15 protein-coding genes are annotated in these 11,809 nt (G+C 42.6%); 8 read left to right on the top strand and 7 right to left on the bottom strand.

Annotation, left to right across the window (positions count from 1 at the left end):
* The coding region (locus ACO1R6_RS23040; protein WP_486267751.1) for an SDR family oxidoreductase at positions 1-689 on the bottom strand (689 nt) is incomplete at its 3' end.
* Between the two features lie 85 nt (positions 690-774).
* Between ACO1R6_RS23040 and ACO1R6_RS23045 the strand changes: the two genes are divergently transcribed.
* Together ACO1R6_RS23045 and ACO1R6_RS23050 are read left to right on the top strand one after the other, a co-directional pair.
* Positions 775-1,503, top strand: coding sequence for an MlaE family ABC transporter permease (locus tag ACO1R6_RS23045; protein WP_486267753.1), 729 nt, complete (start codon positions 775-777; stop codon positions 1,501-1,503).
* A gap of 89 nt (positions 1,504-1,592) precedes the next feature.
* Positions 1,593-2,426, top strand: a complete 834-nt coding sequence (locus ACO1R6_RS23050) for an ABC transporter ATP-binding protein (RefSeq protein ID WP_486267755.1) — start codon at positions 1,593-1,595, stop codon at positions 2,424-2,426.
* Between the two features lie 249 nt (positions 2,427-2,675).
* Here ACO1R6_RS23050 and ACO1R6_RS23055 read toward each other — a convergent pair whose 3' ends face one another.
* Genes ACO1R6_RS23055 through ACO1R6_RS23065 form a run of 3 tightly spaced genes read right to left on the bottom strand, consistent with a single transcriptional unit; the run spans position 2,676 to position 5,003 of the window.
* Positions 2,676-3,281 carry a bifunctional nuclease family protein gene (locus ACO1R6_RS23055; protein ID WP_486267757.1) on the bottom strand — a complete coding sequence of 202 codons (606 nt, stop codon included), beginning with the start codon at positions 3,279-3,281 and terminating at the stop codon, positions 2,676-2,678.
* Between the two features lie 10 nt (positions 3,282-3,291).
* Positions 3,292-4,263 carry an electron transfer flavoprotein subunit alpha/FixB family protein gene (locus tag ACO1R6_RS23060; RefSeq protein ID WP_486267759.1) on the bottom strand — a complete coding sequence of 324 codons (972 nt, stop codon included), beginning with the start codon at positions 4,261-4,263 and terminating at the stop codon, positions 3,292-3,294.
* A 2-nt stretch (positions 4,264-4,265) separates the two neighbouring features.
* Positions 4,266-5,003, bottom strand: a complete 738-nt coding sequence (locus tag ACO1R6_RS23065) for an electron transfer flavoprotein subunit beta/FixA family protein (protein WP_486267761.1) — start codon at positions 5,001-5,003, stop codon at positions 4,266-4,268.
* A 64-nt stretch (positions 5,004-5,067) separates the two neighbouring features.
* Between ACO1R6_RS23065 and ACO1R6_RS23070 the strand changes: the two genes are divergently transcribed.
* The 3 genes from ACO1R6_RS23070 to ACO1R6_RS23080 all read left to right on the top strand — a co-directional run bounded on the left by ACO1R6_RS23070 (position 5,068) and on the right by ACO1R6_RS23080 (position 6,339).
* A complete protein-coding gene (locus ACO1R6_RS23070) occupies positions 5,068-5,400 on the top strand; it encodes a tetratricopeptide repeat protein (RefSeq protein WP_486267762.1) in 333 nt (110 codons plus the stop codon).
* A 95-nt stretch (positions 5,401-5,495) separates the two neighbouring features.
* Entirely contained in the window at positions 5,496-5,816 is a 321-nt protein-coding gene (locus tag ACO1R6_RS23075; RefSeq protein WP_486267764.1) for a hypothetical protein, read from the top strand.
* A 97-nt stretch (positions 5,817-5,913) separates the two neighbouring features.
* Entirely contained in the window at positions 5,914-6,339 is a 426-nt protein-coding gene (locus ACO1R6_RS23080) for a hypothetical protein (RefSeq protein ID WP_486267766.1), read from the top strand.
* 162 nt (positions 6,340-6,501) lie between these two features.
* Here ACO1R6_RS23080 and ACO1R6_RS23085 read toward each other — a convergent pair whose 3' ends face one another.
* The 3 genes from ACO1R6_RS23085 to ACO1R6_RS23095 are packed head-to-tail and all read right to left on the bottom strand — an operon-like array spanning position 6,502 to position 8,407.
* Positions 6,502-7,023: a hypothetical protein gene (locus ACO1R6_RS23085; RefSeq protein WP_486267768.1), complete on the bottom strand. Its 522-nt coding sequence runs from the start codon at positions 7,021-7,023 to the stop codon at positions 6,502-6,504.
* 4 nt (positions 7,024-7,027) lie between these two features.
* Positions 7,028-8,098 carry a cobalamin-dependent protein gene (locus tag ACO1R6_RS23090; protein ID WP_486267770.1) on the bottom strand — a complete coding sequence of 357 codons (1,071 nt, stop codon included), beginning with the start codon at positions 8,096-8,098 and terminating at the stop codon, positions 7,028-7,030.
* Positions 8,099-8,107: 9 nt separating this feature from the next.
* Complete coding sequence (locus ACO1R6_RS23095) at positions 8,108-8,407, bottom strand: antibiotic biosynthesis monooxygenase family protein (RefSeq protein ID WP_486267772.1); 300 nt, start codon at positions 8,405-8,407, stop codon at positions 8,108-8,110.
* 383 nt (positions 8,408-8,790) lie between these two features.
* On the opposite strand from ACO1R6_RS23095, the gene ACO1R6_RS23100 reads away from it, so the two are divergent.
* The 3 genes from ACO1R6_RS23100 to ACO1R6_RS23110 form a co-directional block, all read left to right on the top strand.
* Positions 8,791-10,089 carry a TolC family protein gene (locus ACO1R6_RS23100; protein ID WP_486267774.1) on the top strand — a complete coding sequence of 433 codons (1,299 nt, stop codon included), beginning with the start codon at positions 8,791-8,793 and terminating at the stop codon, positions 10,087-10,089.
* An 11-nt stretch (positions 10,090-10,100) separates the two neighbouring features.
* The gene (locus ACO1R6_RS23105) at positions 10,101-11,207 is read left to right on the top strand and encodes an efflux RND transporter periplasmic adaptor subunit (RefSeq protein ID WP_486267776.1); all 1,107 of its coding nucleotides are present in this window, start codon (positions 10,101-10,103) and stop codon (positions 11,205-11,207) included.
* Between the two features lie 172 nt (positions 11,208-11,379).
* Positions 11,380-11,809, top strand: a 430-nt coding sequence (locus tag ACO1R6_RS23110) for an efflux RND transporter permease subunit (protein WP_486267778.1), incomplete at its 3' end; no start/stop codon positions are given.

Genomic DNA, 11,809 nt, shown 5'->3' on the forward strand with positions numbered 1-11,809 from the left:
GGCCGGATTAATATTTCTTCTACCACGGTACTGGCCGACATACAATAGGCATTGCTAATAGCTGCCGCAACGTCTTCGGCTTTCATGAACCGCTCTGGTGGCAAATCTACGCCTTCCCAACTAGCAGTTAAAGTTGCCCCCGGCAATATAGCGGTTACTTTTACATGGTGAGGTTTCAGTTCTTCCCGGAGCACTTTAGATAGTCCTAACAAAGCATATTTAGCTACGCAGTAAGAGCCGCCGTTGGTGTAAGGAGTAATACTGGCGGTAGAGCAGAGCATGAAAATATGTCCGGATTTCCGGCGAATCATATCCCCTACCAAGCCTTTGGTTATGCGGTATGCACTAAGCACATGGTTATCCAACATAAACGACAAAGCATTGTTATCTTCCTCGGTAATTTTGCCCGGTATAAAAACTCCGGCATTATTTACCAGCACATCAATTTTTACCTTCAGGCTCCGCACATAATTTAAAAAGGCGTCAACGGCTAAAGGATCGCTAATATCGGTAGCCAAGTAATAAACCTTGGAGAAAGTATATTTTTGTTCCATTTCCAGCTTAAGCGCTTTTAAGTCGGCTTCGGTGCGGGCACAGGTAATAATATGAAAGCCATCGGCAGCAAATTTTTCGATGATTGCCCGCCCGATTCCTTTAGTTCCCCCGGTCACCAATATATATTTCTTCATATTGTAATTGTTTATTTATTTTAATCGTAATATAGACATAACAAAATAAACAGCGTTATTTTAGTTTTTTCCGTAAAAGCCCATTATGAGAACATTAGGCCAATTTTTGCTTTTTCTTAACACCTTAGTACGTCGGGGAGAATCTTTCCGGATACTTTCTAACCGCACCATCGATGAAGCCATCTTAATTGGGATAAACTCTGTTTTTATTGTAGCCATTGTTTCAACGTTTATTGGGGCGGTTACTTGTGTTCAGATTTCTTATAACCTTACCAATGCTTTTATTCCGCGTTCTACTATTGGTTTTATGGTACGGGAAATGACCATACTGGAGTTGGCCCCCACCATTACTTCTATTGTATTGGCCGGTAAAGTTGGTTCTAATATTGCGGGCGGCTTAGGTACCATGCGAATTACGGAACAAATAGATGCGTTGGAGGTAATGGGTATAAATTCGGCTTCTTACCTGGTGTTGCCCAAGATAGTAGCTTCGTTATTAATGTTTCCGTTACTCGTAATTCTATCCATGACGCTTTCTATTCTGGGGGGCTACGTTGCCGGAACCTTAACGGGTGCTTTATCGGCTCAGGAATATGTAGAAGGGTTACGCATGGATTTTATTCCGTATAATGTTGTATTTGCCCTGATTAAATCTTTTGTTTTTGCCTTTTTAATATCATCCATTTCTTCTTTTCTGGGTTATAATACCAAAGGCGGGGCTTTAGAGGTGGGTGCAGCCAGTACCAGTGCCGTAACCAACAGCATTATTGCCGTTTTAATCGCCGATTACGTATGTGCCGGTATCTTACTTTAATTCATGAATAAACTTCATTACAAGGCAGGTAATAACATTTAAGCGCTTCTTTAATTTAGCTAAAGGTTAATAGCGAATTATTTCTCAAAATGATTGAAATACATAACATACAAAAATCTTTTAACGGGGTAAAAGTACTCAACGGCATATCAGGAATTTTTGAGTCAGGTAAAACCAATTTACTTTTAGGAGCCAGCGGTACAGGTAAAAGTGTATTGTTACAGTGCATTGTGGGTTTAATTAAACCCGATTTGGGCAGTATTACCTACGATGGCAAAGTTTTTACCAACAATAAACTAGACCTGAAGCAGGAAATCAGACGTAAAATTGGCATGCTGTTTCAAGGCAGTGCCCTGTTCGATTCGATGAATGTAGAGGAAAACGTGGAGTTTCCGTTGCGCATGCTAACCCCCATGCCCAAAGATGAACGCCGCGAACGGGTAGAATTTTGCCTCAAACGGGTAGGTTTAGAAAATGCCGGCAAAAAAATGCCCAGCGAAATTAGTGGGGGAATGAAAAAACGGGTAGGCATTGCCCGCGCCATTGCACCAAACTCGCGCTACTTATTTTGCGACGAACCTAACTCTGGCCTGGACCCGCTTACCGCCATTAAAATAGACGAATTGATTTACGAGATTACCCAGGAATACGATATTACCACCGTAATTGTAACCCACGACATGAACTCCGTAATGGAAATTGGTGACAATATTATGTTCCTGCACAAAGGCAACAAACTCTGGGAAGGTAACCGCGAAAACATCATGGACACCGATGTACAGGAATTAAGGGAATTTATATTTGCCAGCAGCCTGATGCGAGCCGCCAAAAAAGTAGAAGAAGAAATGGGCAGTTTAGACGAACTATCGACCTTAAAATCTAAAGATGAGAATGAGGAAAATTCTGATAAATCTTTAGTTTAGTCAGTTTACCATAACAGCATAAGAAATTATATATCAACAATATAAGTAAATATATTTAAATAGTATATCTAAATCAATAGAATACGTTGCTCATGCAGCATAACAATTTATATTTACCCTGTTAGCTAATTATTTATTTAAACAAAAGCCGTATTTACCTCAAGTAAATACGGCTTTTGTTTATTAGCCCTGGCTGTTCTTTCAGGTTTAAAACCAAAGGCATTAAACCAGGTAGGTGCTTTAGATATATTAATTTCTTTTATTTAATTCATCCCTGATTTTAGCGGCTCTTTCGTAATCTTCTTTTTCCAAAGCGTCTTCGAGTAATTTATTCAGTTCATCAACCGACACATCGCGCAGGTTACTTTTTGTTTCCGAGCCCGAAGTACTGCTGGCCGAAGACGTTTGAACTTCGTCGGTTTCTTCGTCTTCATCTTCTTCCAAATCGCTCAAAATAATACCAGCTTCCGATAGCACACTTTCAACGGTATAAATGGGTACGCCAAAACGCAAACCTATGGCAATGGCATCCGAAGGGCGGGCATCCAGGTCAAACTGCCGTTCACCGTCGGAACAAACAATTTTAGAATAAAAAACGCCTTCTTTTAAGTCGGAGATTAGCACCTCTAAGATACTTACGTGCAAATGCTGGGCAAAAGATTTAAATAAATCGTGGGTTAAAGGCCGGTTCGGACTTATTTTTTCAATTTGGATGGCAATAGATTGCGCTTCAAACATCCCGATAATAATGGGTAACCGGCGGTTGCCTTCTTTCTCACCAAGCACCAGCGCAAAAGAACCGGTCTGGGATTGGCTCGAAGATAAGCCTAAAATTTCTAGCTGAATTTTTTTCACTGTTTCGATTCTATTGATTCAAAGCTCTAGCGGCTTCTGTTAATTTAGGTAAAACCTCCGCCACATCTCCCACTATACCATAATCAGCAGCCTTAAAGAATGGGGCTTCCGGATCTTTATTTATAACGACAATAACTTTGGAAGAGTTAACGCCAGCCAGGTGCTGGATGGCCCCGGAAATGCCGCAGGCAATATACAGATTAGGGCTGATAGTGGTACCCGTTTGTCCTACGTGCTCGTGGTGCGGTCGCCAACCCACGTCTGCTACCGGTTTAGAGCAGGCTGTAGCCGCGCCTAAGGCGGCAGCTAAATCTTCAATTAAATGCCAGTTCTCTGGTCCCCGCATGCCACGTCCGCCCGATACTACTTTATCGGCTTCGGTTAAAGGTACCTGTCCTGAAGCTTTTATGGTTTCCTGCGGGGATCCCACCAAATCAGTTTCCGATAAGGCAACTTCTAAGCTCGCTACCTCAGCGGTGCCGCCTTGTTCAATAATTTCAACTGCATTTTTCTTAATGGCTAATATTTTCCGGTCGGCGGTTAAGCTTACTTCGGCAAAAGCCTTACCCGAAAATACGCTGCGCCGCACAGTAAAATTGTTACCGCTGGTTTCGGGGAGCGCCACTACGTTGGTAGCCAGGCTGGCGTTTAGCCGGATAGCTAACCGAGCCCCTACTACTGCCCCAATACTACTGTTAGATAACACCAGAACGGTGGCATTGGTGGTTTCGGCCGCCTGGGCAATTACTTTTACATAAGCCGCCGGCGAAAAATCTTTTACCTGGGGCTGGTTATTATAGTAAACTTTAACAATACCCTGAGCTCCCAGCGCCGGCAAGTTATCCGGATTTATATCGCCGATAGCCACTGCCGCCGCGGTAGTACCTAAAGTACCAGCCAACTGGCTACCGTAAGTGGCCGCTTCTAACGACGACTTTTTTACCTGGCCTTCGGCGCATTCAATAAAAACTAGTACAGACATAGTTATATTACTTTCGCTTCGTTTCTTAATAACCGGATTAAATCTCCGGCTTGGGCGGGATCTATCAGTTTTACGCCGGTTTTCTTTTCGGGTAAACTATAGCTTTCGTAAACCGTGGCAGTTTGGGCCTCTACGGGCTCCACTACTTTTAAAGGTTTGGTCCGGGCGGTCATAATGCCGCGCATGTTGGGTATCCGGGGCTCGGCCATGGGTTGCTGACAACTGGCTACCAAAGGCAATGGCACGTTTACAATTTCTTTACCCCCTTCAATTTCTCTTTCTAAAGTAGCGGTATTGCCATTTACATCTAACTTTATAGCGGGCACAACGGCCGGTATACCCAGTAGTTCGGCCACCATGCCGTGCACCTGAAAACCATTGTAATCTACCGATTCTTTACCGGTTAAAATTAAATCGTAATTGCCTTCCTGTGCAACCCCGGCAATTTGCTGGGCTACAAATAAAGAGTCGGTGGGTTTGGCATTTACCCGAATAGCATCATCGGCACCAATAGCTAAGGCTTTTCTAATATTTGCATCGGCATCGGCCTCTCCCACGTTTATAACCGTAACGCTACCGCCCAAGGTCTCTTTCAACTCAATGGCCCGGGTTAGGGCATACTCGTCGTAAGGGTTAATAACAAATTGTACGCCGGCCGTATTAAAGGTTTTGTTATCGGGCGTAAATGTTATTTTAGTGGTGGTATCGGGTACGTTACTTATACAAACTAATATCTTCATGTGTGAAATATTATCTAATACCTATAAATTTGGGCGAAGTTAAATAAATTTACGGCAAATAGAAATGAACCCTTCCCGATTAGACCAACTTTTAGAATTTTATAAAGAAGATCCCTCCGACCCATTTACCCTTTACGCACTCGCCACCGAGTACCTGAAGTTGGATGTGCAGGAATCAAAGAAATATTACGAAATTCTTTTAACCGAACACCCCCATTATGTAGGTACGTATTACCATGCTGCCAAACTGTACGATCAATTAGGGCAAAAGGATAAGGCCGAAGAAGTATATAAAAAAGGTTTGCAGGTTAGCCGGCAAGAAGGCAATATGCACGCATTTGCCGAATTGCAGCAAGCCTATAATAAATTTATGGGCCTTGATTACGAAGATGATTAACGTTGGGGCAGCTTAATTTGGGTTAAAGTACACGAACTTCATAAAAATATTGGTGCTTACATTTAGTTGGCGTGCATGCATAAAATAAAGAAAGAGTGAAAAATAATTGGAAATTGGCTTTCTGGATTTGTCTGGCAGTTCTGTTGGCAACTGGATTATTGGGATTCTACCAAATTCTTGACCAAGGAGTGACAATAACTCATATGCGTGAAGGCTATTCCTATACAGAAAAGGATTTAGAAACCCTAGCCGACTTAATAAACAAAACAGACTTAACTAAAACCGAAGCAGAAAGAGTACTCAAAAGGCATCGACTTTACGAGTACATGGACTTCAATTCTGACACAGTAGCACTAGAAAGAGTGAATGTAATTTTTGAAAACGGCAGGTTGAACAGAATTGAAAAGCAATGGTAATAAATGAAAGGCACGACACACTAACTAAACGTCAACCATCGGCCGATGGCCTCGCCCATCGTTTAGCCTAACCGTTAGCACTCATTTACTATCGAAAATGAAGAATACTGCCAAAGATTTATGGAGACAAAGGTGGCTCAGTTGTATGAATGAATTGACCTCGCTTGACTTGCAAAGAAAATCTTGGCTTGACAGAACTCAGACAAACCCTCATTGGTCATTTGTAGAATTTGTGTGTTGCTACTTTGATGATTTATCAATTGACGACAATTATAGAAATCAATTGGAAAGAGATTGGATATCGAATCAAGAATTTGAAACAATCAAATCCTGGCACCAAAAGCTTAATACTTATAATGCACCAAATAATGATAACTATGACCGTGCAGCCATTCTAAATGACCCGAAATGGCTTGAAATCTTAAAAATAGGTTTGAATACAAAAAATGAGCTTGCCAAAATATTAAGCGAAGGAGAAAAGCAAATTTTGACAGAGGAAATAGATTATTTGAAATATGTTTGAATTAAAAAATAAATAAAACGAGTGCCAACAAGGTGCATAAGCCATGCCACGGTTGAGAGCCTTGCACCGTCTCATGCACGAAACCGATGTTCCTGAATATTTTTAATATGCTGTTAAAATAGATTAAACTAAAAGCTTAATAAAATTTACTTAACCAAAATATCAAGGTTTATCTTTCTTCTTTAAACGTTCTAGTTCTACATTCTGCCGTACTAATTCCCGCTTGCTGTTAATTAATTCGTTGTTGAGGCGGCTCAGCTCGTCCAGCAATTCGCTTTCGTCCATTTCGCTGGTAAAAGGCTGATTATCTTCCAACGATATTTGCGCATTCATGCCTATTTCGCTGGGTTTTGCATTAATTGTATTGAGGGTTGAAGCAGCTTGCTGAAAAATATTACCGACAATAATAAAACCTTTGTCGATGGCTAAACCACTAAATGTTATTAAAATTTGTTTTTGGCCGAATAGCACCGGGATATGCCAGCCCTCGGCGCTGCCAAACTGCTTTAGTGCTTCCAGAAAGTGCAGCATCGGGTCAAGCGAATCGGATTTTGCCAATTCCGAAAAAGGCCGGTTAAGTAAGTTTTTTGTTTCGAGAGGAATACTCGAAAATAAAACTTCTTCAATCATCGCCATTTCTGTACAGCGAAAGACCACACTTCCGGTTTTAACCTGATTACTCATAAAATTAAGCCGCCACTTGCACCAATTGGTTCGCAATGTCCAACGCCTGCTGGGCATCGGTACTGTAGGCATCGGCGCCTACGGTTTTCCAAAGCTCCGGGGCCGCGTTAAACGGGTAGCCGCCAACCATAATTTTCACGTGGGCAATCCGGGAGTCGCGCCTAACGGCCGTAATTAAATCGGCAATGGCTCTAACGTGGTAAGTCATGGTTGCCGATACCAGCAGCAATTGGGCATTTTGCTCCCGGATGGTTTTCAAAATACTTTCAATAGGGCTATTGGCACCTAAATAATACGTATCCCAGCCTTCCATCTCAAAAAAATCGGCTACCATGCGCACCCCTACTTCGTGCAGGTCGCCGGCCACACAGGTTGCTACCAGGCGTTTGCCGTTACGCTCTGTACTAAAAATATATGGGTAAAGCTGCGACATGATTAGTTGGGTGGCGGCCGTGCAGTAGTGTTCCTGGGCCACACTAATTTTATTTAGCTGCCACAATCGGCCAATTTCGTACTGCACCATCTGAAAAACATGCAGGTAAATATCTTTAACACTTACCTGTTTTTCAACTGCTTCGAGTACTAACTGGCAAGCCTTCTGCCGGTTGCCGGCCAGCAAATATTCCAGATAATCATCCGTCAACTTTTTAAGCGGCATATCTTCCTGCAGATACGTGGTAACCTGCTCAGGATCATCTTCCTCTAATTGGTTAAATGCCCCATTCAGATATTTGGCCGCAATTATGTAGTTTTCGATGGGCAGGCGCTGCGCCAGTACTTCTTTTATACAATTAATATTCAGGAGCAAGTCCTGCACGGGTATATAGCGGGCTTCCAGCATTTGCTTAGCCCATCCAATATAATCTTTAAACAGCAATGTACTACCCGCCATAATGGCTTCGGCCAGGTACGATAAATGGTACCGGGAATCCTGCAAGCATTTCTGCCGCCCAACCGCCCCGTAACGGGTTTCCAAATCGGGCTGTTGCTGATAATGTAAGTCTACGGCAGCCGCGGCTATTTCTGCTTCGTGTTTGTATATAAGCTCGGCTGTCTTTAATTTAACTAAGGGCATGCGGAAAAACTAACTGGAAATATGCGAGAAATAACGAACCTGGGCGCTGCGTGGTACCAACTTTAATCCTTTAGGAATGCCTTTATGCGATTCGCTGTACAAATGACTTTTGTGCCAGACTTTGTAACTGTCTTCATCAGTCCAAAAGGTCATCAGCCATATTTCCGATGGATTATCTTTGGGGCAAAAAACTTCCATCCGTTCAAAACCTGGCGCAGAATCGACCAGGTGCGGCCGGTTCAGAAAGGCTTCTTTCACTTCTGGTGCCATATCGTTGGCTATAATAAAGGTACTTAAAGCAATAAACATGAGCAACTTCTAAAATAGTGAGGGCTCTACTTTAACCAAGAACTTGGGCGCCTAAAAACGGCTTTGGTTTAAAAGGAGAGAATAAAATTAAAAAATTATCTTTAAAAATGGTTAATAACTTATAAAATATATAAATATTAATCTCTAAAATTAAATATTCCTTACCTTTTATTAACGAAAATGGTTACTGTGTTATTTATAATAATCTGTAAAAATTCTGGTTTAATTTTATCTTGATTCTTAAATAGATTAAATCAGGAAGTATTACAACAGTAGCTGTTTTACTTCGTCATTATTTCCATTTCTAATCCTATTCTAATCTTCCTCTAACCATGGCCTAATACGGCTAACTTACCTTTGCTGCACTTAATATTACTTAAGCCATGCAGCGATTTCTTTTTATACTCCTTTTATCCATTCTATTCCATTTCCGCGTAGCGGCGCAAACCCAGCCCGAAAATTTAATAAATGCCCGCACCGACACCCTGCGGCTGAACATGGCCCAGGCCGAGGAGCTGTTCATTAAAAACAACCTGAATTTATTATCGCAACGGTTAGATATTGATGCGGCTAAAGCAGCTATTATTCAGGCGCGGTTGTTCCCCAACCCAACCCTGGCGCTGGAACAAAATATATACAACCCCATTAACAACGAATATTTCGATGCCGGTAAATCGGGGCAAAATATTGTGGAGTTTCAGCAACTGATTGAATTAGCCGGGAAACGCAACAAACGGATTGAGATAGAAAAAATAAACACCAAGCTTACTGAATTCCAATATTTCGATTTATTACGTTCGCTCCGGTTTGAATTACGGACTTCTTTGGTCGAGCTTTCTTACTTAATCCAGAACCTGGCTATTTACGAGAGCAAAACGGAACCCATTCGCAAACTGGTTACGGCTTACGAAGCGCAACTGAAAAAAGGCAATGTTTCTCTAAAAGAAGTAACGCGTCTGAAAGCCCTCATATTCTCCTTGGAAAACGAACGTCTGGAACTGGTACACCAGGTAAACGACCGCGAAGCTGCCATTAGTTTATTACTGAACGCCAAACCTACCACTTTTATACTGCCGGTGCTAGACGAAACCCGGTTAAACACGGCTTCAACCGCTATTATTTATGACCAGTTACTCGAAGAAGCCACCGAAAACCGGTACGACCTGAAGCTTTACCAAACCAATATTGCCTTACAAGAAGCCCAATTAAATTACCAGAAAGCGTTGGCGGTACCAGATGTAGGTTTAGGCGCAATTTACGACCGGCAGGGTTCTTTTATCCGCGACTACGTGGGTTTACAGGCCCAGTTTAGTTTACCCTTTTTTAACCGCAACCAAGGCAATATTAAAACCGCCAAAATCCTGGTAGATAAAAGCAGAACCGATTTCCAGCATTACCAAAACCAGGTAGAACAGGAAGTGATGGCCGCTTACAACAAAGTGCGCGAAACCGATAAAATATATACTGGCTTATACGCTAATTTTTCGCAGGATTTTGAAAAGCTCCTCGACGGCATTACCGAAAGTTTCAGCAAACGGAATATTAGCCTGATTGAGTTTGTCGATTATTACGAAACCTACACCGAAAGCATTACCCAAATGCTGCAACTAAAAACCAACCGCATCAGGGCTTTAGAAGAAATAAATTTTGCCGTGGGTACGCCCGTCATTCAATACCAATAATTGTAACCGTTATGAAAAGAAAATTATTATTAAGTTATATCGCATTTTTTGTAGGCAACTATACCCTTTGCAGTTGCCAAACCGCCCCAACCGTAACGGCCGAGCCAGCCACCAGTTCTTTTTGCCTCAGCGACTCGCTGGCTACTAATATTAAATTAGATACCGCCCTGGTGCGCCCGGTGCAAAACGAGCTTACCTTATCGGGCAAAGTAACTTTCGACGAGAAAGGCGTTTTTAAAATATACCCACTGGTAGGTGGTCACGTGCTGGATGTTAAAGTAGAGCTGGGCGAATTTGTGCAGAAAGGGCAAGTGTTGGCTGTAATTAAGAGTGGTGAAATAGCCGATTACGAAAAACAGTTAATAGATGCCCGGGCTAATTTACAACTGGCGCAAAAGAATCTGGATGTAGCCCAGGACATGTTTAAAGCTGGTTTAACCTCGGAGCGCGATTTACTGGCTGCCAAAAAAGAACACCAGAACGCTAAAGCCGATATTCAGAAAATTCAGGAAATATTTAAAATATATAATATTACCCGCAATTCGGAATACGTGGTAAAAGCCCCCGCTGCAGGGTTTATTGCCGAGAAACACATTAACCGCGATACCCAAATCCGCTCCGACGATGCCGGCAATATTTTTACCATTTCCAGCATGAACCAGATTTGGGTAATGGCCAATGTGTACGAAACCGATATTGCCAAAATAGAAAGCGGCCAGGAGGTGGAAGTAACCACGCTCAGCTATCCCGATAAAGTCTTCCGGGGCAAGATTGACAAATCCATGAATATTATTGACCCGGAAACCCGCGTGATGAAGGTACGCATCCGGATGGAAAACCCCGATTATTTGCTTAAACCCGAAATGTTTGCCACCGTGCGGGTTAAATACGGCTATCCCGGTAACGAACAAATGATAACCGTGGCGTCGCAGGACATTATTTTTGATAAGAGCCGCAACTTTGTGGTGGTTTACCGCAAGAAATGCGACCTGGAAATCCGGGAAGTGGAGATATTCAAAACCTCGGGCAGCCAAACTTATATTAAAAATGGGTTACAAGAAGGCGAAAAGTTAATTTCCCAGAACCAATTGCTCGTGTACAACGCCCTGAATAGTTAAACCGAACGCCAGCTCCGGCCGGCAACTTCTCCTTGATTTTACCGCCAACCGTCAAAATAAAACCTGAAAAAAACCGGCTGATTTTCTTAAAAAAGAGAACCGGCCGGATTAACCTTTACCCTATTCCCTGCTCGCTTGGCTTTGGCCTTTAGAGTTGTAAAATATTAAATTCATGAAAAAAATTATATCAAACCTGATTGGGTTCTCGCTGAAGAACAAAGGGTTTATTTTTGTGGTAACGGGCGTAATGGTAATTGCCGGGGTAGTCTCGTACCGCCACACCCCCATTGAAGCCTTTCCGGATGTAACCAACACCCAAATTACCATTATTACCCAGTGGCCGGGCCGCAGCGCCGAGGAAATTGAAAAATTTGTGACGGTGCCGGTAGAAATTGCCATGAACTCGGTTCCGAAAAAAACCGACGTGCGCTCTACCACCTTGTTTGGGTTATCGGTGGTTAAAATATTGTTTGAGGATGAAGTAACCGACGATTACGCGCGCATCCAGGTTAATAACATGCTCATGAACGTGGATTTACCCGAAGGCATCAACCCGGAAGTGCAACCGCCTTACGGTCCTACCGGCGAAATATTCCGCTATA

The organism is Adhaeribacter sp. (assembly GCF_057359045.1).

What these genes read in the sequence shown, in the direction of transcription:
- ACO1R6_RS23080 (WP_486267766.1), top strand. Translation starts at nt 5,914, where the DNA reads ATGAAGAATACTGCCAAAGATTTATGGAGACAAAGGTGGCTCAGTTGT.
- ACO1R6_RS23070 (WP_486267762.1), top strand. Translation starts at nt 5,068, where the DNA reads ATGAACCCTTCCCGATTAGACCAACTTTTAGAATTTTATAAAGAAGAT.
- ACO1R6_RS23095 (WP_486267772.1), bottom strand. Translation starts at nt 8,407, where the DNA reads ATGTTTATTGCTTTAAGTACCTTTATTATAGCCAACGATATGGCACCA.
- ACO1R6_RS23100 (WP_486267774.1), top strand. Translation starts at nt 8,791, where the DNA reads ATGCAGCGATTTCTTTTTATACTCCTTTTATCCATTCTATTCCATTTC.
- ACO1R6_RS23105 (WP_486267776.1), top strand. Translation starts at nt 10,101, where the DNA reads ATGAAAAGAAAATTATTATTAAGTTATATCGCATTTTTTGTAGGCAAC.
- ACO1R6_RS23045 (WP_486267753.1), top strand. Translation starts at nt 775, where the DNA reads ATGAGAACATTAGGCCAATTTTTGCTTTTTCTTAACACCTTAGTACGT.
- ACO1R6_RS23060 (WP_486267759.1), bottom strand. Translation starts at nt 4,263, where the DNA reads ATGTCTGTACTAGTTTTTATTGAATGCGCCGAAGGCCAGGTAAAAAAG.
- ACO1R6_RS23065 (WP_486267761.1), bottom strand. Translation starts at nt 5,003, where the DNA reads ATGAAGATATTAGTTTGTATAAGTAACGTACCCGATACCACCACTAAA.
- ACO1R6_RS23090 (WP_486267770.1), bottom strand. Translation starts at nt 8,098, where the DNA reads ATGCCCTTAGTTAAATTAAAGACAGCCGAGCTTATATACAAACACGAA.
- ACO1R6_RS23085 (WP_486267768.1), bottom strand. Translation starts at nt 7,023, where the DNA reads ATGAGTAATCAGGTTAAAACCGGAAGTGTGGTCTTTCGCTGTACAGAA.
- ACO1R6_RS23050 (WP_486267755.1), top strand. Translation starts at nt 1,593, where the DNA reads ATGATTGAAATACATAACATACAAAAATCTTTTAACGGGGTAAAAGTA.